Source organism: Achromobacter seleniivolatilans, assembly GCF_030864005.1.
In the GTDB taxonomy this organism is placed as follows: Bacteria; Pseudomonadota; Gammaproteobacteria; order Burkholderiales; family Burkholderiaceae_B; genus Achromobacter; species Achromobacter seleniivolatilans.
Map to the genome: position 1 here is coordinate 4794869 of NZ_CP132976.1, position 25393 is coordinate 4820261.

Sequence of the window (25393 nt, forward strand, 5' to 3'; positions counted from 1 at the left end):
CCCGATAGAACCCAATAAGGAGCCACCCATGACCCGATCGTCCGAGCGCGCGGCCGGACCCGGCGCAGCCCGGGAAGCACGCGGCAGGCCCCTCGCACAAGCGCCAGGCGCCGACGCGGGCGGCCCGCGCTACAAGAGCATCTATCAGACGCTTTCACAGGACATCAGCTCGGGCCGGTATCCCGTCATGACGCTGTTGCCCACCGAACATGAACTGTGCGACCAGTTCGGCGCCAGCCGCCACACCATCCGCGAAGCCATCCGCATGCTGACGGTGGCCGGCATGGTGTCGCGCAGGCCTGGCGTGGGCACACGCGTTGAAACCGCGCGCGCCAGCACCCGTTTTACGCAACGTATCTCGCAATTTCCAGACCTGCTTCAGTACGCGCGCAACGCGGCTCTATTGGTGCAGGACGTGCGCACCATCAAATTACCCAAGCGCTTGGCCGAGAGCCTGGGCTGCGCCACAGACAAATCCTGGCTTCATATCAACTCCATCAAAACGCTGGATGACCAGGACACGGCAGCTGCTTGCACGCTGATCTACGCCGATCCCGAGCACTCGGATGTGCGCGTGGACGTGAAGTCACGGATATCCTTGCTGCGCCTGATCGAAGATCACTTCGGCGACCGCATCACCGAGGTCAACCAGGAGTTCTCGGCCACGCCCATCAACGCGGCGATTGCCCGCCAACTCCAGGTTGAACCCAAGACGGCGGGTTTTGTCATCACCCGCCGTTATTACGGCGAGGGCGGCTTGCTGCTGCTGGCCACCATCACCACCTTCCCGCACGACAAAATGAAGTACTCGATGACGCTTAACGTGGGGTGACGGGCGGCTCACCATAAGCGGCACGCGCCGCCTCGGCGCTGATCTTGCCATCGGCAAGATCGCGTTCGATACGCGCCCGCGACCGTAGGGCAGGCGCCCCATAGCCGCCACCGCCCGGCGTTTCGATACGCACGCTGTCGCCCGGCGCCAGCGCGATGTTCGCGGTCTTCGAGAACAACTCCTCTTCTTCGGGCGTGCCAAAGTTGCGGATCAAACGTGCGCGGCGTCCGTCTCCGCCGCCATCGACCCCGGCCGCCACTCCCACCGTGTGGCTATCCGAACGCGCCGAGAAAACGATGCCTGGTCCCACCGCGCGTATCTGCTTGGCGATCGCCATGCCGCCCCGGGTGCGGCCCACGCCGCCCGAGTCCTGAATCATGGCGTACTCATCCATCAACAGCGGATACTCGTTCTCCAGCGCCTCCACGGGCAGATTGGACGTATTGGTCATGTGCACATGCACCGCGTCCATGCCATCGTTGTCAAAGCGCGCACCCGCGCCTCCGCCCAGCGTTTCCAAATACACAAAGTGCCCGGCGCGCTCGCGCCAGCGGCCCGAAAAGACAATAGCCGGGCAGCAGTCATTGCTGGACGCCATGGTCTTTTCCGGCGGCAACAAACCCCGGAAGGCACCGAAGATTGCGCCGGCCACTTTCTGCGCGGTGATGGAACGCGCGCCCACCGCCGCCGGGTGTTCCGGGTTGGTGATGGTTCCCACCGGCGCGGACAACGTAATGGGATCGAACAGGCCGGCGTTCGGCGCCAAGTCCGGGTCCAGCAGCGCTTTGACGGCGTAATACACGCAGGCTCGCAAGGCATTGAACGGCAGGTTCATCGCGCCCCGCGCCTGCTTGCCTGACCCTTCAAAGTCAAAGTGCAGGTTGTCGTGCCGGACGGTCAAAGTGACCTGAATCGGCACCGGGTCGCCGCCCATGCCGTCATCGTCCAGATCGCTGCGAAAGGTATAGCTGCCTTGCTGCAATTCGGCGATACGGTTGAGCAGACGGCGGCGCGTGTAGGCAATCACATCGTCTACTGAACGCAACACCGCATCCAATCCCATCTGCCGGATCAGGCCCTGAACTGCGGCCGCGCCGCGGCGGTTGGTTGCCATCTGCACGCGCAAGTCCAGCACGCGCTCTTCGGGGTCGCGGGTGTTGGCGCAGATCAGGCGCAGCATGTCTTCGTCAGTTTCGCCATTGCGCGCAATGCGGCAGGCGGGAATGCGTATGCCCTCTTCGAAGATGGACTTCAAGCCGCCTGCGATGGACCCCGGCACCGCGCCGCCCACATCGGAATGGTGCGCAATATTGGCGGCAAAAAATCGCAGCACGCCTTCCCAAAACACCGGCGTGACGATGTTGATGTCGGGCAAATGACTGCCGTCCGCCAGATAGGGATCATTGCAGATGAATACGTCGCCTTCGCGGATGCCAGCGACCGGAAAGGTGCGCAAAATAGCGCCCATCGCACCATCCAGTGACCCCAGGTGCAGCGGAATCTGCGTGCCTTGCGCAACCAGCCGGCCTGCCGCGTCGAACAGGGCGACCGAGCAGTCTTTACGCTCTTTGATATTGGTGGAGAACGACGCGCGCACCAGCGTGTTGTTCATGTCCTCGGTAATGGACAAGAGGCGATTGCAGAATACTTCCATACCGATCGGGTCGGCCAGCACTGGCGCCATGTCGGACGTGTTGGCTGTGATGTTGTCAGGCTTGGTCATTCGAGCCTCCATGCAAACGGATGATGAGGTTGCCGTAGTCGTCCACGCTTGCGTCCTGGCCCACGCCCACCACGGTGGTCGAGCTCATTTCCTCAAGCAATGCCGGGCCCGTAAAACGTGCGCCGGTCGGCACACGATCGCGGTCGTATACCGGTGTTTCCAGCCAGCCATGCACAGGGCCGAAGTAAGCCTTGCGTTGGCCGAGCTGCGCATCGGCCAGCTCGCCGCCGATATGGCGCGGCGCAAGCGGCGCCTTCACCACTTGGCCCACCGCCTGCATACGGCAATTGATGATCTGCACCTTGCGATCATCCACGGTGTAGCCGTACTCGCGCTCGTGCGCCTCGGCAAATCGGCGCGCAAATTCCGTGTAACCACCGGCGCCGGTATCGTCCAGGCTGACCTGCACCTCGAAGTTCTGGCCTTCGTAGCGTGCGTCAATGGCGCTATGCGTCAGCCGCAGCGCCGGGTCCACGCGCTCTTCAATAAGCCAGTCGTCCGCCTGTTTACGCAGGCCGTCGAAAATGGCGGAGATCGCGGGCCACGTATCGTCACCAGCCAGCGAGATCTCGCTGCGCACAAAGTCGAACGAGATGTCGCTCAACAAAATGCCACGCGCGCACATGGTTCCCGGCTCTTGCGGAATGATCACGACGGGGATGCCGCACTCTTCAGCCACTTCCACCGCGTGCAAGGGCCCTGCGCCGCCGTAGGCGTACAGCGCAAAGTCTGACAGGTCATACCCGCGTTCGGTGGACACTGCGCGGATCGCGCGGCTCATGTTGGCTGCCGCTATGCGCAGAATGCCTTCGGCTGCCGCTTCCAGGCCGAGACCCAAAGGTTGCGCCACGCGTTGTTCAATAACCTGGCGCGCCGCATCCGCGTGAACCGGCATGCGGCCGTTCAGCAAAGCAACCGGATTCAAACGCTGCAAGGCGATCTCCGCGTCGGTGATCGTGGGTTCCTGTCCGCCACGTCCATACCCCACCGGGCCAGGCACCGCGCCGGCGCTGTGCGGGCCGACCTTCAGCGCACCGGCATCATCCAGCCACGCAATGCTGCCGCCGCCCGCGCCAATCACATGTATATCCACCATCGGTGTCTTGACGGGATAACCCGCCACATGACGATGCGACGTAAACAAGGGACGCCCATCGCACACCAAGGACACATCCGTACTGGTGCCGCCCACGTCGAACGTCACCAGATTCAGGCTGCCAATGGCGCGCCCCACGGCTGCCGCGCCGACCACGCCTGCGGCGGGTCCGGACAAGCACGTACGCACCGGATACTGGCGAACGGTGGCGATCGACATCAGGCCGCCGTTGGAATGGATTGTGTGCGGTTCGTGAGCGATATCCAGCTCTCGCACCCGCTGCAAAAATCGCTCAAGATACCGCGCCATCTTCGGCCCTACAGCCGCATTGAGCACGGTGGTGGACAGGCGTTCGTACTCGCGGAACTCGGGCAGCACATCCGACGACTGGCTGATATAGACATCGGGCATTTCTTCGGCCACGATCTGCGCCGCACGGCGTTCGTGCGCCGGGTTGCGGTAGGCGTGCAAGAAGCAGATAGTCACGGCTTCTATACCGCTTTGCGCGAAGTGGCGCGCAGCGGATCGCACCTGATCCTCGTCCAACCGGGTCAATACCTCGCCATTGGCATTCACGCGCTCATCGACTTCTGCACGGAACTCGCGCGGTACCGCAACAACGGGTTTGGCGACGCTGTAATCGTACAGATGCGGCCGCGTCTGGCGGCCGATCTCCAGCACATCGCGAAAACCGCGCGTGGTGATCAGGCCGACACGCGCACCCTTGCGTTCAATGATCAGATTGGTGGCCACCGTTGTGCCATGCCCCACGTGCGACACCTGCGATGGCGAAACGCCATGATCGGCCAGCATCTGCCCGATACCGGTAGCGATGGCCTCGGAAGGATCATGCGGTGTCGAGGGCACCTTATGAAAGTGCACGACACCCGCGTCCTCGTCGATCATCGTGAAATCGGTAAACGTGCCTCCGACGTCTATCCCTATGCGATACATATCGTTCTTTCCCTGAAAAAAGGGGGTCTTCTCGCTGCCGCGAAGAGATCCTTGCGGCAACAGTTATCCCAGCCGCCGCACGTGCCGGCGAGTCAGATGCTGCAACGAATGGCTATCGGCAGCGGGCGAGCGGCGGGAGGGTCAATCCAGGTGTATGTCGGCCTTCTTGACCACCTGGCACCATTTGCTGATTTCGTCTTTGATCATCGTGCCGAAAGCCGGGCCAGCCACATCAGACACTTCTGCGCCTTGCTGTTCCAGATAGGTCTTCATGGCGGGTGCGTGCAGCGTTTCCACCAAGTTGTCGGTCAGTGTTTTCCGCAACGGTTCGGGCAAACCAGCGGGCGCCAGCATGCCGAACCAGACCATGGCCTCGTATCCGGGATAACCGGATTCCGCCACCGTCGGCACGTTGGGCAACATGGCTGAACGCTGCGGCGACGTGACCGCCAGGGCCTTGATCTTGCCGTCCTTGATGTACGGGTATGACGTCATCACCACGTCCATCATCATGTTGATCTGGCCGCCCACCAGATCGATCAATGCCGGACCAGAACCGCGATAGGGCACATGCACCATCGAGACGCCCGCAGTGCTCTTGAACAACTCCGCCGCCAGATGGTTGGACGTGCCCTGGCCGTTGGATGCGAAGGAGTACTTCTCGGGTTCCTTCTTCAACAGCGCCACGAATTCCGGCAAGGTGTTGGCGGGCACCGACTGGTTCACCGACATCACATTCGGAATCGTGGCCACGACCGTGAGCGGCGTGAAGTCCTTGATGGCGTCGTAGGGCAGCTTGGAATACACGCACGGCGCGCTGCCATGCGTGCTGACCGATCCCATCAAAATGGTGTAGCCATCCGCCGGCTGGCGGGCCACATATTCCGTGCCCACGGTGCCGCCCGCGCCGGGCCGGTTTTCCACAATGACGTTGGCGGACAGGCGCTGGCCCAGTCCTTCAGCGACTTTGCGCGCAATCAGGTCGGTTGACCCGCCTGCGGCGAACGGGACCACAATTCGAATCACTTTCTCCGGCCAGGCGGCGCTGGCGGATGCGGCAACCGCAAGCAGCGCGGTACCGGCGGCAATGCGACAGCAACTGCGTGTAAGCCCTTTGGTCATGGCTTGGTTTCCCCTTGTTGATAGAACTTCCTTGTGGCCGGATCATGCGTGTCCGGCCTTGGTTCGCTGCAACAACAAGGCCATGCTAGGCCTGCTGATTGAATGACAGCAGTCCTACAGGTTTATATTTGTATAAATGCCATTTATAGGTGCGCGGCGGTGAAAAATCCCGACCTGAATTTGCTTTTGCATTTTGATGCGCTGATGGCCTGCCGCAACGTATCGCGCGCGGCTGAACAACTGAACATCAGCCAGCCAGCCATGAGCGCGGCGATGAACCGGCTGCGGCAGCTGTTTGGAGACCCGCTGCTGGTACGCGAGGGCGGGACCTGGCAACCGACGCTGCGGGCGCTGGAGTTGCATCAGAATTTCAAGCCGCTCTTGGAAAGCTGGCAACGCGCTACCCGCGCCCGGGAGGCCTTCGACCCCGCGCATTCCGCGCGCACGCTGTCGTTCTACGCGACAGACTATGTGCAGTTCACTTTGCTGCCCAAGTTGATTCCGCGGCTGGCGGTGGACGCGCCGCATTTTCAGTTGCAGATCGTGCCGGCGCGGCCGCAGCATGGCTTGAGCATGCTGGACACGAATCACGTGGAATTGATCGCGGGATATTTTCCCGATCCGGCCCCAGATCTTCGCACGCGATTTTTGTACCAAGAGCCTGCCGTGTGCATTGTGCGCGAGGGCCACCCCTGTTTGCGCAAACGCTGGAACCTGGATGCCTATCTAAGCTATGGCCATCTGGATCTGGCCGCGCACACGCGCTACTTCAGCACGGCCATTGACCGAATCTTGATGGGGCACAACCGCAGCCGCAAGATCGTGGCGACCTTGTCCAGCTATCTGGTGTGCCCGTTCATTGTTGAAGGCTCTGACCTGATTGCAACGATGCCGGTCAGCATTGCAAAAGCCATGTCGGGCAGCGCGCGGATCGTGACGCAGAAAGTGCCGTTGACGCTGCCGCCGATTGCCGTGTCGCTGTACTGGCACGAACGCTATCAGGATGATCCCGCGCACGCCTGGCTGCGGCAGTATCTGGCCGGCGTGCTCGGGTAGCCGGACTTACTTCAACGGCATGCAGATGCGGGTCTGCAATTCTGCGGGCGGGGTGGTGCGAGGGTCGTTCAGGTATTGCTCGAACATGGGGAAGTCGGCCGGGACGTTGCCGCTTTCGGGCAGCCATTCGGAGAACATCCAGTTATAGGCTTTGCCCATTTCGTTGTAGGGACCGGTGTAGGTCAGGATGGCGCAACGGCCCTCGGGGATGTCAAAGCGTTGCAGTTCGCCTGTCAGCACCGCATCGGGCGCTACCGACATGCCCGCCATGGATCGCAAGTCGCGTTCAGGCACCTGCTCCGGGTCGTCGAGGTAGACACCAAAACCCGTGGTCTCGGGCGTGGCGATGCCCTGGCTGGCGGCGAGCATGAAGACGCGGGTGAAGACGGGTCCAATTTCCTGATAGCTGCCTTGGTGGGGCAGGACGGCCAGCGTGGCGCCGGGGAAGTGTTCGATTGCGATGGGATACATGGCGAGCTCCTGGGGGTCTGGGGGTAGGGAGCGGGCGGCACGATACCGTCCTGGCGAGATGCCGAACACGGCGCCAAATGCCCGATTGAACGCGGCGTCGGATTCGTATCCGGCGCGTTGCGCAACGTCTCTAAGCGGCGCCTGCGTGCCCGCCAGGGCCACCGCCGCACGGTGCATGCGGATGCGTTGGACGGTGGCGTTGACTGTTTCTCCCATCATGGCGCGGTAGACGCGGTGGAAATGGTAGGGGGACAGGCAGGCCAGGTCGGCTAGCTGGTGGAGGTCTGGGTTGGCGTCTGGGTGAGACGCTAGCCAGCGCAGGACGGGGTCTAGACGGTGGGCGTAGAGGGATCGGGTTTCGGGCTTCATGGTTGCTCCTTGGATGAGCAATGTAGCGGCTGGGTGTTTGCAGATTTTGCGGTTTTTCTGACCTACGTGGGCTATTGGACGGGTGTTGGTTCTTTAGGCGCCCGTCACGGCGGCGGCCTGGGGCGCGCGGGTCGACGATTGCGGTCCGGAGCCTTCGCTCCGGACTGCCCCTTCGTCATCTTCGTTGTCGCCTTCGGCGACTGCCTTCAGATTCCCTCGGGCTTATCGACTCCCCGCGCACCCCAGGCCACCGCCGCGCCAGGCTCTAGTGGATTTAACTTCCCGGATGCTGGCTCGTGTTGTGTTCTTTAGGTTTTTTTCAACGGCGGCATAAGGATGGAAGATCTTGCGGGGCCCGCCCCAGGCCGGCCGCGCGGGCGGCCTTTTGGGGCTTACGCAGTGTCTGGCGTTTGGAGGCTGCTGCCGCCTTTTGGGGCTTACGCAGTGTCTGGCGTTTGGAGGCTGCTGCGGCCTTTTGGGGCTTACGCGGTGTCTGGCGTTTGAAGGCTGCTGCGGCCTTTTGGCGCTTACGCGGTGTCTGGCGTTGGAGGGGCTGCCGTCTTTGTTTGCCGTTGGGGGCTTAGTATCCGCGCAGCGGATCGTAGATGTTGGGTAAGGCTTCGCCGCGTTCATTCGCCGCGATCAGTAGTGCGGTGTGACGGGCGCGTTCTGTGCGGTCGGGGATGGCGGCGCAGTGGGGCGTGATGGTGATGGCGGGGTGTGACCACAGCGGTGAATCGGGGGGGAGGGGTTCTTGTTCGAAGACATCCAGCACGGCTTGTTGCAGGTGGCCGCTGTCTAACGCGTCGATGATGTCTTGCGTGACCATGTGCGAGCCGCGGCCGGCGTTGATCAGGGAGGCGCCGCGAGGTAGTTGGGACAGCGTGGCGGCGTTGAGGATGCCTCGGGTGGCGTCGGTGGCGGGCAAGAGGCAGACGAGGATGTCGGTTGCCGCCAGAAACTCTGCGAACTGGGCTTGGCCGGCATAGGACGGCAGGCCTTCCAGTTTGCTGGCGCCGCGCGACCAGCCGCTGACGGGGAAGCCTACGCGGGACAGCAGTTGAGCGGAGGCAACGCCCAAGTGGCCCAAGCCCATGATGCCGACGCGCATGTCGGCGGCAACGCGCAAGGAGTCGAAAATCTCCCAGTGACGGCGCGCCTGGTTATCCACAACGCGTTTGATATCGCGGGTGAGCATCAGTGCGGAGGTCAGCACGAACTCAGCCATTTCGGTCTGCGTGCGCGTAGTGACCATGCGCGCGATGGACAGGTGGCGAGGCAGTTGCGGGTCGGCCAGGATGTGGTCGACGCCGGCGCCGGCGCTGATGATGAGTTTCAGATTTGGGAAGGTAGCCAGGCGGCCTGCGTCGGGGGCCCAGACGAGCGCATAGTCGACGCTGGCGGGGTCGGCGTCTTCGTGCCAGCCCACCACGTCCAGTTCAGGCGCAAAGACCTGGAACTTGGCGCGCCATTCGTCGATTGCCTGAGCGCCGCCGGAATTGATGATGAGCCGCATGCTGGTTCTTTCCTGTTTTCGGGCGTGGCGTCCCGGGCTATGCCGCGCCAGGCGCGCCGGTGGTTTATCCACAGGCGCGCCTGGCGCGAGCTGTCAACGTTCGACCGTACGGTTCCAGCGGGCATTGAATGCCGGCCGGCCCGTGTTGATCTGATCCCAGTCCAGGATCTTGGCGTTGGCCATATAGCCTTGGAAACGCTTGAGCGCTTCCGCGTTATCCGCCGGCGCCTGGACGTTCTTATTGGACGGGAAATGGCCGCCCATTTCCAGCGCTTTCGCTTGCGCGCCTGCCGACAACAGATACAACGCCAGTTTTTGGGACAACTCCGGTTCGCTGTTCTTGGCGATCACGCATTCGCCCACCATCAGAATGACCGAGCCTTCCTTGGGTTGCGCGTATTCCACGGGAATGTCGCGTTTTTTCAGGCGGGCGATGGCGGTGGGGGTCAGCGGGAAGATGGCGGCTTCGTTGGATTGGATCATCTCGGCCAGCTTGGCCGAGTTGGGGATGTACTCCAGCACATTGGGGCCGATGGTTGTCGGCCACTTCTTGAAGCCCGGTTCGTAGTTCTGGTCGTCGCCGCCCTGGATGCGGTTGAACATCAGGAAACCATGCAGGCCGAAGGTGCTGCCGGATGCCGATTGGAATACGACCTTGCCCTTGTACTTCGGGTCGGCCAGATCCATCCAGGACGTGGGCGGCGCCCAGCCCTTGTCAGCGAACATCTTCGTGTTGTAGCCCAGGCCCGTCATGCCGATATCGATACCGGCGGCCATGCGGTCCTTCATCACGGCGGTCGGATACAGCTCTTTCAACACGGGATCGTCGTTGAGCTGCTGGCACAGGCCCATGGAAATCGCGCGCGCCATGATGCCGTCATCCAGGAACATGACGTGCATCTGCGGATTGTCTTTATAGGCTTGCGCTTTAGCCAGCACGTCGGTCGAGGTGCCAGGCACCACGACGATCTTCACATTGTTGGCTTTTTCAAAATCGGGAAAGACGTATTGCGTGAATGCGCGCTCCATGTCGCCGCCATTCATGCCCACATACAGCGTCTTTTGCTGCGCCATGGCGCCAGCCGACAGCAACGTCATCATCGCCGCGCCCAACAGCCACTTCCCCTTGGTCAGGCGCGTCGCGCCCTGTTTCTTATCCATCATGGTGACTCCAGCGTTTGCTCACGAACACTCTCAGGCCGAGCCACGGCGCCGTGAGCGGCATCCGTGTACCGTTCAATGCGAAAGGCATCGATAGGAATAGAGGACTGGCCGCGCACGACCAGTTCGGACAGCACTTCGCCCACGGCCGGACCAATCTGAAAACCCGCGCCAGACAGGCCAAAGGCGTGGAACAGACCCGGCACTTTGGCGCTGGGGCCCAGCACCGGGTTGTGGTCAGGCATATTGCCTTCCACGCCGGTCCAGAAGCGTATGACCTGCGCGCCTTGCAAGACGGGCAGCAGTTGGGTGGCGTTGGCCATCAGTGCGCCCACGTTGGCGCGGCCAGGCCGCGCCAGGTCCGGGCCCGATGACACGCCGCGTCCGCCGCCGATGACGCAATTGCCGCGCGCGACTTGGCGCGCGTAGATGCCGCCGCCTTGCACGCCCAAGCTGACGTGCATGAAAACCGGTAATGGTTCGGTCACCATCATCAGGGGATGAATGGCGGTCTCTGGCACGGCTTCACCAAAGCTCTCGGCATAGCGGCCTGCCCACGCGCCCGCGCAATTGAGCAGGTAGCGCGAACGCACCTCCAGCTCATCGCCGGCGCGCACAATGAAGCGCGAGCCATCATGTTCAGCCGAGGTCACGCGCACGCCTTCACGCACGTCAGCGCCCAAGGCGCTGGCGGCGCGTCCAAAGGCGGGGGAGACCAACCTCGGGTTGGCGTGGCCGTCTTCGGGGCAGAATGAACCGCCCGCTACATTTTGGCCCAGCCAGCCGAAACGCTGGCTCAGGGCGCGGCGGTCCAGCAATTCCAGATTCATGCCAAAGCCGCGCGTGCGGTCGCGGTATGCCTCCAGCAATGCCATGTCCGCGTCGGAGAAAGCCAACTTCAGATGACCTGAACGCACGTACTCGCCATCGATGCCGATCAGTTCCGGCAGCTGTCCCCAGAGCTCATGCGCGCGCTGCGTCAACGGCATCTGCTCAAGTCCGCGTCCTTGCCGGCGCACGCCGCCATAGTTCACGCCGCTGGCCTTGGCGCCACACAGCGCGGCCTCCAGCAGCACTACCGGCACGCCCTGGCGGCGCAGGAACAACGCGGCGCTTGCGCCTACGATCCCTCCGCCGATGATCGCGACTTCCGTTTCGATGCGCTGCGTCATGTCGACACCTTTTCCGGCCGCTCCAGGCACACGACACGCACCGGTATCGGCTTGACCGGCGGCTGATTGCGCAAGCGTCCAACATCAGCCGGCTTACGGCCCACAGCATGCGCCAGCACTTCCGCCGCCGCCGTGCCGCACATGCGGCCCTGGCAGCGGCCCATGCCCACACGCGTCAGCGCTTTCAAGCGGTTCATTTCTTGTGCGCCAGTATCGCGCGCGGCGTGGCGCAGGGTGCCTGCGGTCACTTCCTCGCAGCGGCAGATGACGGTGTCATCTGCGATGCTCTCAGCCCAATCCACAGGAAAAGGAAAGGCGCGTTCCAGCGCGTCCCGCACACGGCTATTTGCAGCCAACCGGGCTTCCAGCACTTGGGCGCGTTGTGCATCGTAGTGAGCCGCCGTATCTTCCAGCAACGCCAGCGCGGCGCGCTCGCCTGACAATTCAGCAGCATCGGCGCCTGCGATGGCCGCGCCGTCTCCCGCCACATAGATACCCGGCACGCTGCTGCGTCCGGCCGCATCGCGCAACGGTGTCCAGTTGCGGTCGCGCGTGTTGAATTCAAACTGGCATCCCAGCAGACTCGCCAATTGGGTTTCCGACCGCAGCGCCAGCCCGTAGGCCACGGCATCGCAATCCACCGTGCGCGTCTGGCCGTCTTGGCGGTAGCTCAGGCCGGTCACGCGGTCGCCGCCATGAACGGCCACGGGACGCACACCGCTATGCAGCGGCACGCCATGCGCACGTAACCATCCCATGTAGTACAGACCCTTGGCCAGCAACCCCGGCGCGCGCAACATGCCCGGCAACGCCGCCAGACGGTCGCCAAAGCGCGAGGTGTCGAGCACCGCAGCGACCTTGGCGCCGGCCTTGGCATATTGATAGGCGACCAGATACAGCAGGGGTCCGGTGCCCATGAACACCACGCTCGAACCAATCGCGCATCCTTGAAACTTCAAGGCCACCTGGGAACCGCCCAAGGTGTAGACGCCCGGCGTCAGCCAGCCGGGAAACGGCAACACGCGGTCCGTCGCTCCGGTAGCCAGAATCAAGTGGGTATACGGCACCGCCGTGCTGACGCCATCACGCAGAACGTCCAGCGTCTTGCCTTCTGCGTTCCACACCAGACTGCCTGGGCGGTAGTCCACCTGGGACAGCAGCTCCTGCATGGTGTCGTGCACGGCTTTTGCCTTGCGATGTTCGAATCCATACAGGACAGATTTCGAGCGCTTGAACCCTGGCGGCGGCTGGCGGTAGATCTGGCCGCCGGGCCGCAACCCTTCGTCCAGAATGACGGGCCGCAGTCCCTGCGCCACCAGCGCCTGGGCTGCACGTACGCCAGCAGGCCCTGCGCCAATAATCACCGGCATCACAATGCTCATGATGCGTCGTCCTCTGGCCAGGCAGCCGCCGCTAGCGTGCCGGGCACGGCAACAGGCGCCAGCGCGGCGCTTTGCAGACGCATGCCGGGCTCGATGAAGGTGGAACAGGCGCGCACACGCGATCCGTCTTCCAACTGCACCCAGCAGTCCTGGCACGCGCCCATCATGCAAAAGCCCGCGCGCGGGCCGCCGCCAAATTCGGAATGCCGCAGGCGGTCAGCCTGAGTCAACACCGCCGTCAGTACCGTGTCGCCGGCCAAGGCTGTGCAGGTCTGACCGTCCAGCGTAAAGCTCAAAGCGGGCCGGCCGGTTTCGGCCAAGCGTTTCAGTATTGCCATGGCGCCGGCGTCTCCTGTGCAGCATCCGACAACATTCTCATTTTTGCCCCACCAGCACGCGGTCCAACCCGTACACGCGATCCAGCAGCAGCATCGTCACGGCGGTCAGGCCGATGACCAGTGCGGACACGGCCGCCATCATCGGGTCTATGGATTCCGTGGCGTACATGTACATGCGCACCGGCAATGTGATCGTGGACGGCGCTGTGATGAACACCGACATCGTCAGCTCGTCAAAGCTGTTGATAAAGGCCAGCAGCCAGCCGCCCGACACGCCAGGAATGATCAAAGGCAAGGTCACCTGGAAAAATACCGTCGCGCGGCTTGCGCCCAGCGACAGCGCGGCGTGTTCGATTGACCGGTCAAACCCGACCAGCGCGCCAATCACCAGCCGCATCACGTATGGCGTGATCACCACGACATGGCTGGCCACCAGCCACGGAAAGCTGCCGGCCATGCCCATCAGCGCAAAGAAACGCAACAAGGCCACGCCCAACACCAGATGCGGAATCATCAGTGGCGACAGGAACAGGCCGTTCAGCGCGTCCCGGCCGGGAAAGCGATAGCGCGTGATGGCGATTGCCGCGGGCACTGCCAGACACACCGCGATGGTGGCCGACAAAAAGGCCAGCCACAGGCTGTTCTTGAACGCCTGCATGAAGTTGGGGTGCTCGAAGACCGCATAGAACCAGCGCAGTGAAAACTGCGTGGTGGGCACCGTGAGCGTGGTGTCGGGCGTGAACGCCACCAGACACACGATAAGCAGCGGCGCCAACACAAACGCCACCACCAGAAAGTTAAAGGCCAGCGCGAAAGGACCGTTCTTCTGCATGTTCGATTCCTTTCCCGGGTCAGCCCAGACTGCGCCGGTAAGAGCGTTCAACAACGCGGTTGTACGCCATCATGATGATCACATTCACCACCAGCAAAATGATCGCAATCGCGGCGCCCAAGGGCCAATTCAGCTCGGTCAGAAATTCGTCGTACACCACGGTCGCCACCATCTTCAGCCGCCGGCCGCCCAGCAGGGCAGGGATGGCGAAGGAACTGGCCGACAACCCAAACACAATCAGGCTGCCCGACAAAATGCCCGGCATGGCCTGCGGCAGCACGATGCGCGTCAGCGTCTGAAACCGCGAGGCATTCAGCGACAACGCGGCATGTTCCACGGTGGGGTCCAACTTCTGCAATGACGTCCAAACGGGAATCACCATGAAGGGCAGCATCACGTGAACCAGGCCGATGATGACCGCGGTGGGCGTGTACAACAGCGGTCCCAATCCCAGCGCGGCGGCGGCCTTGCCGATTGCGCCGCTCGGGCCCAGCAACATGCTCCAGCCAAAGGCGCGCACCACCAGCGAAATCAGCAGCGGCGACAACACCACCAATAGAAATATCGACCGCCACGGCTTGCCCATGCGCGACAGGATGTAGGCCTCGGGCGCGCCGATCAGCACGCAGATCAGCGTTGTGACGCCTGCAATCCAGAAGGTACGCCAGAAGATTTCCAGAAAATAGCTGTCGGTGACGACCGCCAGATAATGTTCGAAAGTGTGGCCCGGCAGAATCCCGGCGCTGTAATCGAACGGTCGGAAAGACAACACCAGCGTCAGCCCCAAGGGCGTCAGCACCAGCGTCAGGAAAACGATGGCCAACGGGATCGATCCCAGAATGGCCAGCAAGCCTTCGTTGCGCGGCTTGGGCGCGCTGGATGCGCCCGGTTGCGTCAGAGTCGCCATGTCAGGCCTCTTGCGCCACAGGCATGCGCAAGACGCGCAGCACGCCTTCCGCCCAATCCAGGCCTATCGTGTCGCCGTCATCATGCGGGCGGCGGCCGTCGTTGGGGGTCAGGATGGTCAACGCCCCCACGGGCGAGTCCAGGTCATACATCCACTGGCTGCCCAGGAAATAGCGCGTATTGACGACACAGGCCAGCTTGCCCAGTCCCGCCGCCACCGGCACCAGTTTCTCGGGGCGCAATGACAGTTGCACGTTGTCGCCATGGCGCAGCCCTTCGCCATCCACCAGCACACGCAGCGCGCCTGTTTCGATTTCGGCCTGCGCACCGCAGCGCGTCACGCGGCCGGGCAGCAGATTGGTCTTACCCACAAAGCGTGAGATGAACTCGGTTTGGGGATGTTCGTACATGCGATAGGGCGCATCCACCTGGGTTGCGCGGCCGTCTTCCATCACCACCACGCGATCGCTGATGGACAGCGCCTCGGACTGGTCATGCGTCACCATCACCGTCGTGGTGCCGATCTTTTTCTGAATGCTGCGCAACTCAAACTGCATGTCCTCACGCAGCTTGGCATCCAGGTTGGACAGCGGTTCATCCAGCAGCAACACCGGCGGCCGGATGACCAACGCGCGCGACAGCGCCACGCGTTGCCGCTGCCCCCCGGACAGTTCACGCGGGAAGCGATCGGCATGCTTGTCCAGTTTCACCAGCGCCAGGGCCTCTCGCACGCGCTCTGCGCGCTCGGCGCGATCCACCTTGCGCATCTTCAAGCCGAAGGCCACGTTGTCAGCCACGGTCAGGTGCGGAAACAGCGCATAGCTCTGGAACACGATGCCCAGCCCGCGCGTGTTCGGTTTTGCGTGGGTGATGTCGCGCCCGTCCAGCGTGATCTTGCCGCGGGTCACGTCGGCAAAACCCGCAATCATTTGCAGGGTCGTGGTCTTGCCGCAACCGGATGGGCCCAGCAAGGACACAAACTCTCCTTGTTCAACCGATAGGCTCAGATCGGAAACGACGCGCAGGTCGCCGTAGTTCTTGGAGACGTTGTCCAGCCGCAGAAATGACATATTCCAAACCCCGTCGCCCCATCGAGGGCGGTGCGCCACCTGTCTCGCCATTACCGGCGTCAGATCGGCTTATTCGATGGGGCAGTCTAGGATTTGCCAAAACCCCGGGTCAATTAGGGTTTTCCGAAGAATCGAATTTTTTAACTAATATTTCCATCTAGCTGAATTTACTGATAAAAATACGCCTGACTATTTTGATTATCGGAACTACAGAATGAAGAAATCAGAGACAACGGAAGATTCCAGCGGCCAGGGCGTGCTGCAACGCGCCTTTGCCGTACTGCGCGTGCTGGCGGATGCCAAAGGCGAAAAGCTGCGCCTGACCGACATCGCGGCGCGTACCGGCCAAGCCCAGGCAACCGTGCACCGCGTGCTGCAAGGGCTGATGCAAGAGGGCGTCGTGGAACAACCCGCGCAAAGCAAGGGTTACCAGCTCAGCGTGGCCTTCTTCTCGCTGGCGGCAGCGGCGGGCACCCATCAGTCCAGCCTGCGCTCTCTGTACCGTCCCGCTTTGCTGCGCTTGTCGGGCATGCTGAACGACACCGTCTTTCTACTGGTGCGCAGCGGGTTTGATGCGGTTTGCGTGGACCGAGTGGATGGCGCCTTCCCGGTGCGCTCGCACACAGGCGATATCGGCGGACGGGTGCCGCTCGGCATGGGTCAGGGCGGCCTGGTGTTGCTGGCCAGCCTGCCGGAAGCCGAGCGCGAAGAAGTGATCCGCTTCAACATTCCGCGGCTGCATCACCTGGGTTTCGTGGACGAAATCTCGATGCGGGTGCGCATCCGGGAATGCCTGGAACTGCGGTACGCGCGCAGCCAGGGGCAGGGCGTGTTTCCCAATATCGCAGGGCTGGCGGTGCCCATCTACGACCCGAACGGCGTCACCGTGGCGGCGTTGAGCGTTGCCGCCCCCATTGAACGCATCAACGACGAACGCCTGCCGCTCATTGTGGAGATGCTGCGCCGCGAAGCGGACGCCGTGGGCGCGCAGATCAATCCCTTTGATCCCGCGCTGCGCCGGCCCAGCCAATATTTGGGCGCGGGCAATGGCGCGTGACGTGCCGCCGCAAGGTGCAAAAAAAACGCGTCGATCCAAGTTCATGGACGACGCGTTGAGGGCGGGCTACACAACAAGCCCGGCTTTCTGATCAGTTCGGATACGTACCCGGCAGCAGGATGCTGCGGTCGCCGGGCTCGATCGTACGGCGGCCGCACAGCGCCATCGTCGTATCCATTTCCTTGTAGAGCAGTTCCAGCACGCGGGTCACGCCTGCCTGGCCGTACGCGCCCAGGCCGTACAGGAAGGCGCGGCCGATCATCGTGCCGCGCGCGCCCAGCGCCACGGCCTTGAGGATGTCCTGACCCGAACGGATGCCACCGTCCATCCACACTTCGATCTTCGAACCGACGGCATCGGCAATCGACGGCAGCGCTGCAATCGACGACATGGCGCCATCCAGCTGACGGCCGCCATGGTTGCTGACAATCAGCGCATCGGCGCCGCTATTGGCAGCCAGTTGCGCGTCTTCCACATCCAGGATGCCCTTGATGATGAGCTTGCCGCCCCAGCGCTGCTTGATCCATTCCACATCGTCCCAGCTCAGGCGCGGATCAAACTGCTCGGCCGTCCACGACGACAGCGAAGACAAATCGCTCACGCCCTTGGCGTGGCCAACGATGTTGCCAAAGGTGCGGCGCTTGGTACCCAGCATGCCCATGCACCAGCGCGGCTTGGTCGCCAGATTGATCAGGTTGCGCAAGGTGGGCTTGGGCGGCGTCGACAAGCCATTCTTGATGTCTTTGTGACGCTGGCCCAGGATCTGCAAGTCCAGTGTCAGCACCAGCGCCGAGCAGCCGGCGGCTTTTGCGCGGTCGATCAGGTTGGCCACGAATTCGCGGTCGCGCATCACGTAGAGCTGAAACCAGAAAGGCTTTTTGGTCGCTTCGGCCACATCTTCCAGAGAGCAGATGCTCATCGTGGATAACGTGAACGGCACGCCGAAATCGGCCGCGGCCTTGGCGGCCAGGATTTCTCCGTCCGCATGCTGCATCCCGGTAAGCCCGGTGGGCGAAATGGCCAGCGGCATCACCACATCCTGACCCACCATGGTGGTGCGCAACGACCGGCCTTCCATGTTCACCGCTACGCGCTGGCGCAGCTTGATCTTGTGAAAGTCGCTCTCATTGGCGCGGTACGTGCCCTCGGTCCAGGCGCCGGAGTCGGCGTAGTCGTAGAACATGCGCGGCACGCGCTTTTGCGCAATAGCGCGCAAATCTTCGATGCAGGTGATCGTAGAAAGGTTAGCGGTCATGGAGTGGTCTAAGGAGTGATAGAGGTGCGCCAGCTGCGATTCGTTTTTTTGAGTCTGGGCCACCAGCTGCGGGCGGCTTTGCCACTGCAAAAGGGCATAACGCCCTGCGGCGCCGCCCAGTATACGCGCCGAGGCCGGCAAGCGTCGCTTGCCGGCCTCGTTCGCCCCCCCTCTTGCAGAGGCTCTTTGGCCTCTGCTCACCCAAGCTATCGCGGCCAGACCTTGGACACCGCGCGGATCGTGGCCCAAGCCACCCACCGCGGGCTGGTCAAGCGCGCGCCCGGCAGGCGGCGCATCACATCCACGGCCAGACCGCCGCGCTTGTGCCACTGCTTTTTACGGGTCTGACTGTCCGTCCAACGGCCCTCCAGCCATGGAAACTCACGGCGCCCGGGCTTGTATACCGGCGGCGTGTTGTAGATCAGAATGTAGGCCAGCCGAGGCGACGGCGACGTATTCGGCCCCGTGAAATGCAGCGTGCGGGCATCGTGCACGGTGATCCCGCCTGGCTCCAGCGGTTCAGGCACCGCCTGGTCGCGCGCAAAGTCGCCGCAGCATTCCAGCGGATGCAGGGTCTTGTCGCCACCCGGCGAACGGTGCTCCAGCACGTCCCACTTGTTCGACCCGGGTATGAATTGCATGCAGCCGTTTTCGACCGTCGCCGGTTGCAGCGCCAGCCAGATGCTCAGTTCGTTGTAGACAAAATCGGGCGAGCGGAACGCTTCATCCTGGTGCCACGGCGTCTCCGGCCCGTGCGGACCGGGTTTAAGCAAGGCGTGCTCGCCATACAGCGCCGCGTCCTCACCCAGCAGTTGCCGCGCGAGATCGAGCGTACGCTCGTGATAGGCCGTCTTCAGTAGACCAGGGGCATAATGGCGCGGATCGTGCAAACTGGGAAACTTGGCAGGCTTGGACGGATCATCCCGGCTGACGAAGTCGTACTGCGCCCCCTCGTTGTAGCCGGTTTTGTTCGCGAACAGATCCAGCAACGTCCGGCGGATGTAGCCCACTTCGTCCTGCGGGCATATTTCCTTCAGGGCCAGGTAACCCTGATCCCGGTAACGCGCTGTCTCTGCTTCCGACAACAAACTGGTCTCTTCCATAATGGCTTCTCCAAGCTCTAGTAGCGGGTGTTCCCGTTGGCACGTTTTGACATGAGCACTAACGTATCGCTTCGAAGCCTATCGGGCCTATAGACCATCCGCTGTAGCCATATCCGCCTACACATATCGCGTCGGGCGGCGCATCATCCGAAGGAAATTTTTAATGCCGAACCGTCGATCCGACCCCCATATCGAAACCGTCATCGTCACCATCAGCGGCACCGTGCAAGGCGTGGGCTATCGCCTCGCCACGGTAAGGCGCGCCCACCTGCTGGGCGCGACCGGCTGGGTGCAGAATTTGTTGGATGGCACGGTTGAAGCTCTGGTTCAGGGCACGCCCGACCAGGTCGATCACATGCTGGAATGGTTGCGGCGCGGCCCGCCGGGCGCAACGGTGCAAGAAATCACCACGCGCCGGGAGTACACCGACAAGCGTTACATTCGCTTCGAGCAAGTCTAGTCAGACGAATCAGCCATCTGCACGATGGCTTAGTCCGATCAGTTGACCCGGCGCGGCCCGCGCGGCCCGGGTCAACCAGGCCAAGCCAGGGGCCGGATCAGCGGGTGCGCAACCAGCGGCCGCCAACCTGGTTGACGATCAGGCCGGCCAGCACACAAGCCGCGCCCAGCCACTGCAAGGGTTGCAGGTTTTCGTCAAAAGCCATGGATGCCGCCCACAATCCCACTACCGGCACCAGCAAGGAAAAGGGCGCGATTTTGGCGGCGGGGTGGCGCGTCAGCAACTTTGTCCACAAGGTGTAGGCCACTAAAGTCGCCAGCACCGCCAGGTACAACACGGATAGCGCCTCGCCCCAGCCCATGCCTGTCACCATGCCCACCACGGGGTCCCAGCCGTCGATCAGCACGGCCAGCAACAGAAAGGGCAATACCGGCGCGGCGCTGCTCCATGCAATGAAGGCAAACGGGTCGTAACCGGGCGTCTTGCGGCTGGCCAGCCGCACAATCAGGTTGGACACCGCCCACATAAACGCGCCGCCCAGCGTCAAGACAAAGCCCAGCATCGTCATCTGCCCCGGCCCTTCGCCGCGGCCGCCGGCAATCACCGCCAGCCCCAGCGCCGCCACAAGCAGACCGATCCAGTGATGAATCCGCGCGCGCTCGTGCAACACGGGAGCCGCCAACAGCAGGGTGAAAAATGCCTGGGTCTGAATGACCAGCGAGGCCATGCCGGCAGGCATGCCAAATTTCAGGGCCGTAAACAGCAGGCCAAACTGGCCCAGCCCCTGCACCAGCCCATAGGCCGCGATCCAGTGCCACGGCAGCTGCGGCCGGCGCACAAAGAGGATCAAAGGGAAGGCCGCCAGCGCAAACCGCAACGCGCCAAGCATCATCGGGGATAGCCCCCGCATGCCGACCTTCATGACTACGAAATTCAGGCCCCAGATAACCACAACCGCCAAGGCGCAGAGATAGTCTTTCCGGGTAAGTTGGGTCGTGGACATGCGGCATTATCGCACCGTCCCCGACACCCCAACAGCGTTAAATCAGCGCGCGTCAAGCACCGTGGCGAAGGCTTGCACAGCCGTGGCGATATCGTCGTCATCGATATGGCGATGGGTCACGCAACGCAGGCGCGTACGGCCCCAGGGCCGCGTCAACAGGCCCGCTTCCTGCAACGCGGTCACCCACTGCGCATTCGTCATGCCCGTACCGGCAGTCTCAACCTGCACGATATTCGTCTGCGGCACCGTGGCAGTCAGCGCGGGCGCCAGCCCGTTGATGCCGTCGCTAAGACGGCGTGCCCGGACGTGGTCCTCGATCAACCGGTCTGTCATCGTCTGCACGCCTTCCAGGCCGGCCGCCGCCATGATGCCGGACTGGCGCTGCGTGCCGCCCAGCATGCGGCGCAAGGTGCGGGCCTTGGCCATGACCGGCTTGCTGCCCACCAGCACCGCGCCCACCGGCGCGCTCAGACCCTTGGACAAGCATAAGGACACGGTGTCGGCGTGCTGGGTAATTTCCGCCGCCGGCACGCCCAGCGCCACCGCCGCGTTGAACAGCCTGGCGCCGTCCAGGTGCACCGGAATGCCAGACTTGTTGGCCATGGCGTAGACCGCCTGCATATGATCCAGCGGCAATACCGCGCCCCCGGCATTGTTGTGCGAGGTCTCCATGGCCACGAGCGACGTCTTCAGCCTGTGGCCGCCAGACAGCAGGGCATCGTCCAGCCGGGTCAGATCCATGGCGCCGTCGCTGCCTTGGACGCCCTGGTAGAACAGGCCGGTAAAGGTGGCCGCGCCGCGCTCGGACGTATACATGTGGGCGGAAGATTCCAGCACCACCTGCTCGTTGCGCTGCGTCTGCGCCAGCACGGCCAGCAAGTTGGCCATGGTGCAGCTGGGCACAAACAGCCCGGCATCCTTACCCAGGCGCGCCGCCACGTGCGCTTCCAGCGCGCGCACGGAAGGATCGCCATCCAGGCCGTCATCGCCGATCGGCGCGGTGCGCATGCGCTCGTACATCGCTGCGGTAGGGTGGGTAACCGTATCGCTGCGCAGGTCGACGAGGGCGCTCGGGAATTCGGCGGGTGTCCGCTGGGTCATGGCTTTTTAGTGCTGCAAAATTTTGGAAAGAAACTGGCGCGTGCGCGGGGCACGTTCCTCTACGTTGCCGAAGAAAGCGTCTTTTGCGCAGTCCTCGACAATCTTGCCGCCGTCCATGAAGATCACACGGTCGGCGACGCGGCGGGCAAACCCCATTTCGTGGGTCACCACCATCATCGTCATGCCTTCGCTGGCCAGATCGGTCATTACATCCAGCACCTCGTTGACCATTTCCGGGTCCAACGCCGAGGTCGGCTCGTCAAACAACATCACCACCGGGTCCATCGACAACGCGCGCGCAATCGCCACGCGCTGCTGCTGGCCGCCCGAGAGCTCGCCGGGATGCTTGTCCTTGTGTGCCGACAGTCCCACGCGTTCCAGCAAAGCGTGTGCCCGCACACGGGCCTCGTCCTTACTGCGGCGCAACACCTTGATCTGCCCCAGGCACAGGTTCTCGGTCACCGACAGGTGGGGAAACAATTCAAAGTGCTGAAACACCATGCCGGCAACGGCGCGTAGCTGGGGCAGATTGGTACGGGGATCGCCGACGGAAATGCCGTTGACCACGATGTCGCCCTTCTGAAAGGGTTCCAGCGCGTTCACGGTTTTGATCAGCGTCGACTTGCCCGAACCGGACGGCCCGCAGACCACCACGACCTCGCCTTTGCCGACCCGCGTCGTGCATTCATCCAGCACCTGAAAGGAGCCGTACCACTTGCTGACCTGCTTGATCTCGATCATCGGAGGCATCGGAGAGAGTTGCATCGTTAAACCTGTGGATAACTAGTTAGCTGGAATCGGGGCGATGTCTCGCCAGCCCTAACGCAACACCCGGGTGCGCTTTTCCAGCAGCTTGACCAGACGGGATGCCGTGAAGCAGATCACGAAATACACCACCGCCACGAAGAGATAAAGTTCCACCAAGCGGCCGTCGCGCTGGCCGATCTTGGACGCCGCCCCCAGGAAGTCCGTCAAAGACAGCACATACACCAGCGACGTATCCTGGAACAGGATGATGACTCGCGTCAGCAGTGCCGGAATCATGTTGCGAAACGCCTGCGGCAGCACCACGTAGCGCATGCCCTGCCACGGGCTCAGGCCTATCGCCATCCCGGCCGACACCTGGCCGCGCGCAATCGACTGGATGCCGGCGCGCATGATTTCGCAGAAGTAGGCGGCCTCGAACATGGTGAAGGTGATCACCGCGGAGTTGAACGCCCCCACGCGCAACGGCGTGGGCGACCCCACAATCCAGGCAGCGATATACGGCACCAGGAAGTAGAACCAGAAGATCACCAGCAGCAGCGGGATCGAACGCATCACGTTCACATAGATGCCTGCTGGCACAGACAGAATCTTGAACCGCGACAAACGCATCATCGCCAGCAGCGTGCCCAGCGCAAGACCCATCACTGCGGCCAGCACCGTCAGCGTCAGTGTGAACGTCATGCCCGTCTTGAACAGATAGGGCAGGGCGGTCCAGATCACATCAAAATCGAATTTACCCATGGCGGTCCCCTATCGGCCTGCCGCGGCCGGACCATTCTTGGCCGCCGCACCGATCAGTCCAGGAACCGCAACATGGCGTTCCAGCAGACGCATGCCCAGCACAACAGTGCCGTTCAGGATCAGATAGATCACCGTTGCTGCGGAGAACGCCTCGAAGATATGGAAGCTGAATTCCTGCATGGACCGCGCCTGGCCCGTGAGCTCCAACAGACCGATCGTCAGCGCCACCGACGAATATTTGATGGTGCCCATGAATTCAGACGTCAACGGCGGCAGCACAATGCGGAAGGCTTCGGGCAGGATGATGTAGCGGTACACCTGCACTTCGGTCAGACCCAGCGCCGTACCCGCCTGAAACTGGCCGCGCGGCAATGACTGAATGCCCGCGCGCAGCTGCTCGGCCACCCGCGCCGTTCCATAAAAACCCAGACACAGCACCGCAGGCACGAATTGCCCCCAAGGCTGCGGCATCTGCTTCATTGCCAAACCCCAGGCATGTGGCAGCAGCTCGGGCAACACGAAATACCATAAGAACATCTGCACCAGCAGCGGCACGTTGCGGAAGATCTCCACATACGTCGCGCCCAGCGCGTTCATCCAGCGCGACTGTGCGGTGCGCATCACGGCCAGGCAAGAACCCAGCAACAGCGAGAAGACCCACGCCGTCAGCGCCAACGCCAGCGTCCACCCCACGCCGATCAGGATCGTTTCCAGGAAGGTATGTACGCCATCAGGCGACATCTCCAGGAAGACGCTCCAACTCCAGTTGTAATTCATGCCTATGCCCTAGATGGCGGCGCCGGCCGCGGCGCCTTGCCCCAAAACCGCCGCGGGACGCACTTGGCGTCCCGCGGACTACCTGCTTACTCGTATGCCTTGGGGTCACCCGAATCCGTCGGGTTGGCCAGCGCGCGCTTCAACGCGTCGCTCATCGGATACTTCAGGTTGATTTGCTTCGGAGGAATCGGCGAATTGAAGTACTTGTCGTAGATCGCGGCGATTTTGCCCGTCTTGATCAAGTCCAGCACGGCGTCGTCCACCACCTTCTTGAAGGCCGGGTCGTCCTTGGGTTCCATGATGCCGTAGGGCGCCATTTCCAGACCCTTCTTGCCAATCACGAACGCATCGGGGTTCTTCGACGAAGCCACGGCGCCGTAGGCAATACCGTCATCATTGGCCGACCCTGCGGCGCGGCCGGATTCCACCATCAGGATGGTTTCGGCGGTGTCTTTGGTGGGCGCCATCGTGATGCCCAGGTTGCCCTTGGCGTTCAGGCCCGAAATCAGCCGGAACGTCTGGCCGCCAGCTTGCGCAGCAATGGTCTTGCCACGGAAGGACTCCAGATTGTTGGGGTCCACGCCGCCATCCTTGCGCGCCACCAGCACGACTTGCGCCACGAAAGTCGTAGGCGCGAACGACACCAGCTTGTGGCGGTCCACATTATTGGTGGTGTTGCCGCATTCCAGATCGATGGTGCCGTTAGCCAGCAGCGGAATGCGCGTGGCGGACGTCGTCGGGTTGTAGCGCACGTCCAGCTTGGGCAATTTCAGTGCGGCCTTCACGTACTGTGCGACTTCCTGGCAGATCTCAACCGTGTAGCCCACCGGCTTCTGATTGCCGTCCAGATAGGCGAACGGAACCGAAGTTTCAGGGTGGCCAATGGTGATCACGCCGGTTTCCCGGATCTTGTCCAGGCGGCTGGGGCCTTCGGCATGAGCGGTAGCGGCGCCGCCCAGCAGGGCAGCGGCGACGGAAATCGCAGCAAAAGCTTTCATTTGAATCCCTTGGCGCCGTACGTGCGGCGCGTATTTATGTTCACGAACAGCGGTGCCAAACTGATTGGTAACCGCCGCGTCCCGCGATGAGCCCCGCGGCTGGCAAAAAGTATCAACTAGCAGTATGGTT

At 62.6% G+C, this 25393-nt stretch carries 24 protein-coding genes; 4 read left to right on the forward strand and 20 right to left on the reverse strand.

What is annotated here, in order from left to right:
* Positions 1-28 precede the first annotated feature (28 nt).
* Complete coding sequence (locus RAS12_RS21580) at positions 29-832, forward strand: GntR family transcriptional regulator (protein ID WP_306940021.1); 804 nt, start codon at positions 29-31, stop codon at positions 830-832.
* Here the strand turns inward: RAS12_RS21580 and RAS12_RS21585 are convergent.
* From RAS12_RS21585 to RAS12_RS21595, 3 genes are all read right to left on the reverse strand, one after another.
* On the reverse strand, positions 819-2555 hold the full coding sequence (locus RAS12_RS21585) for a hydantoinase B/oxoprolinase family protein (RefSeq protein ID WP_306940023.1): 1737 nt from the start codon (positions 2553-2555) through the stop codon (positions 819-821). The two genes, RAS12_RS21580 and RAS12_RS21585, sit on opposite strands and share 14 nt — an antisense overlap.
* Positions 2542-4605 carry a hydantoinase/oxoprolinase family protein gene (locus RAS12_RS21590; protein WP_306940024.1) on the reverse strand — a complete coding sequence of 688 codons (2064 nt, stop codon included), beginning with the start codon at positions 4603-4605 and terminating at the stop codon, positions 2542-2544. The genes RAS12_RS21585 and RAS12_RS21590 overlap by 14 nt, the downstream gene beginning before the upstream one ends.
* 141 nt (positions 4606-4746) lie before the next feature.
* The gene (locus RAS12_RS21595; RefSeq protein ID WP_306940025.1) at positions 4747-5727 is read right to left on the reverse strand and encodes a Bug family tripartite tricarboxylate transporter substrate binding protein; all 981 of its coding nucleotides are present in this window, start codon (positions 5725-5727) and stop codon (positions 4747-4749) included.
* A gap of 159 nt (positions 5728-5886) precedes the next feature.
* On the opposite strand from RAS12_RS21595, the gene RAS12_RS21600 reads away from it, so the two are divergent.
* Positions 5887-6783, forward strand: coding sequence for a LysR family transcriptional regulator (locus RAS12_RS21600; protein ID WP_306940027.1), 897 nt, complete (start codon positions 5887-5889; stop codon positions 6781-6783).
* Positions 6784-6789: 6 nt separating this feature from the next.
* Here the strand turns inward: RAS12_RS21600 and RAS12_RS21605 are convergent, their stop codons facing one another.
* The 9 genes from RAS12_RS21605 to RAS12_RS21645 all read right to left on the reverse strand — a co-directional run bounded on the left by RAS12_RS21605 (position 6790) and on the right by RAS12_RS21645 (position 16000).
* Positions 6790-7623: an AraC family transcriptional regulator gene (locus RAS12_RS21605; RefSeq protein WP_306940029.1), complete on the reverse strand. Its 834-nt coding sequence runs from the start codon at positions 7621-7623 to the stop codon at positions 6790-6792.
* A gap of 580 nt (positions 7624-8203) precedes the next feature.
* Positions 8204-9139: a 2-hydroxyacid dehydrogenase gene (locus RAS12_RS21610; RefSeq protein WP_306940030.1), complete on the reverse strand. Its 936-nt coding sequence runs from the start codon at positions 9137-9139 to the stop codon at positions 8204-8206.
* Positions 9140-9232: 93 nt separating this feature from the next.
* The gene (locus RAS12_RS21615; RefSeq protein WP_306940031.1) at positions 9233-10303 is read right to left on the reverse strand and encodes an ABC transporter substrate-binding protein; all 1071 of its coding nucleotides are present in this window, start codon (positions 10301-10303) and stop codon (positions 9233-9235) included.
* The gene (locus tag RAS12_RS21620; RefSeq protein ID WP_306940032.1) at positions 10300-11472 is read right to left on the reverse strand and encodes an NAD(P)/FAD-dependent oxidoreductase; all 1173 of its coding nucleotides are present in this window, start codon (positions 11470-11472) and stop codon (positions 10300-10302) included. The genes RAS12_RS21615 and RAS12_RS21620 overlap by 4 nt, the downstream gene beginning before the upstream one ends.
* Entirely contained in the window at positions 11469-12854 is a 1386-nt protein-coding gene (locus RAS12_RS21625) for an FAD/NAD(P)-dependent oxidoreductase (RefSeq protein ID WP_306940033.1), read from the reverse strand. Before RAS12_RS21625 ends, RAS12_RS21620 begins: the two co-directional genes overlap by 4 nt.
* Positions 12851-13192 (reverse strand): (2Fe-2S)-binding protein, encoded by a 342-nt coding sequence (locus tag RAS12_RS21630; protein WP_306940035.1) that lies wholly within the window; start codon positions 13190-13192, stop codon positions 12851-12853. The genes RAS12_RS21625 and RAS12_RS21630 overlap by 4 nt, the downstream gene beginning before the upstream one ends.
* Positions 13193-13229: 37 nt before the next feature.
* On the reverse strand, positions 13230-14024 hold the full coding sequence (locus RAS12_RS21635; protein WP_306940037.1) for an ABC transporter permease: 795 nt from the start codon (positions 14022-14024) through the stop codon (positions 13230-13232).
* A gap of 19 nt (positions 14025-14043) precedes the next feature.
* On the reverse strand, positions 14044-14931 hold the full coding sequence (locus tag RAS12_RS21640; protein ID WP_306940039.1) for an ABC transporter permease: 888 nt from the start codon (positions 14929-14931) through the stop codon (positions 14044-14046).
* 1 nt (position 14932) lies between these two features.
* Positions 14933-16000, reverse strand: a complete 1068-nt coding sequence (locus tag RAS12_RS21645; RefSeq protein ID WP_306940041.1) for an ABC transporter ATP-binding protein — start codon at positions 15998-16000, stop codon at positions 14933-14935.
* A gap of 214 nt (positions 16001-16214) precedes the next feature.
* On the opposite strand from RAS12_RS21645, the gene RAS12_RS21650 reads away from it, so the two are divergent.
* Positions 16215-17057, forward strand: a complete 843-nt coding sequence (locus tag RAS12_RS21650; protein ID WP_306940043.1) for an IclR family transcriptional regulator — start codon at positions 16215-16217, stop codon at positions 17055-17057.
* Between the two features lie 91 nt (positions 17058-17148).
* On the opposite strand, the gene RAS12_RS21655 is transcribed toward RAS12_RS21650, so the two are convergent.
* Positions 17149-18312: an alpha-hydroxy acid oxidase gene (locus RAS12_RS21655; RefSeq protein ID WP_306940045.1), complete on the reverse strand. Its 1164-nt coding sequence runs from the start codon at positions 18310-18312 to the stop codon at positions 17149-17151.
* Between the two features lie 206 nt (positions 18313-18518).
* The gene (locus tag RAS12_RS21660) at positions 18519-19415 is read right to left on the reverse strand and encodes a phytanoyl-CoA dioxygenase family protein (RefSeq protein WP_306940047.1); all 897 of its coding nucleotides are present in this window, start codon (positions 19413-19415) and stop codon (positions 18519-18521) included.
* A gap of 163 nt (positions 19416-19578) precedes the next feature.
* Between RAS12_RS21660 and RAS12_RS21665 the strand changes: the two genes are divergently transcribed.
* The gene (locus RAS12_RS21665) at positions 19579-19875 is read left to right on the forward strand and encodes an acylphosphatase (RefSeq protein ID WP_306940049.1); all 297 of its coding nucleotides are present in this window, start codon (positions 19579-19581) and stop codon (positions 19873-19875) included.
* A gap of 97 nt (positions 19876-19972) precedes the next feature.
* Here RAS12_RS21665 and RAS12_RS21670 read toward each other — a convergent pair whose 3' ends face one another.
* The 6 genes from RAS12_RS21670 to RAS12_RS21695 form a co-directional block, all read right to left on the reverse strand.
* Entirely contained in the window at positions 19973-20878 is a 906-nt protein-coding gene (locus RAS12_RS21670; protein ID WP_306940050.1) for an EamA family transporter, read from the reverse strand.
* A 42-nt stretch (positions 20879-20920) separates the two neighbouring features.
* Complete coding sequence (locus tag RAS12_RS21675; RefSeq protein ID WP_306940051.1) at positions 20921-21979, reverse strand: threonine aldolase family protein; 1059 nt, start codon at positions 21977-21979, stop codon at positions 20921-20923.
* Between the two features lie 6 nt (positions 21980-21985).
* On the reverse strand, positions 21986-22720 hold the full coding sequence (locus RAS12_RS21680; RefSeq protein WP_306951555.1) for an amino acid ABC transporter ATP-binding protein: 735 nt from the start codon (positions 22718-22720) through the stop codon (positions 21986-21988).
* A 78-nt stretch (positions 22721-22798) separates the two neighbouring features.
* A complete protein-coding gene (locus RAS12_RS21685; RefSeq protein WP_306940053.1) occupies positions 22799-23488 on the reverse strand; it encodes an amino acid ABC transporter permease in 690 nt (229 codons plus the stop codon).
* 9 nt (positions 23489-23497) lie between these two features.
* On the reverse strand, positions 23498-24265 hold the full coding sequence (locus RAS12_RS21690) for an amino acid ABC transporter permease (protein ID WP_306940055.1): 768 nt from the start codon (positions 24263-24265) through the stop codon (positions 23498-23500).
* Between the two features lie 86 nt (positions 24266-24351).
* Positions 24352-25263 carry an amino acid ABC transporter substrate-binding protein gene (locus tag RAS12_RS21695; RefSeq protein WP_306940057.1) on the reverse strand — a complete coding sequence of 304 codons (912 nt, stop codon included), beginning with the start codon at positions 25261-25263 and terminating at the stop codon, positions 24352-24354.
* Positions 25264-25393 lie beyond the last annotated feature (130 nt).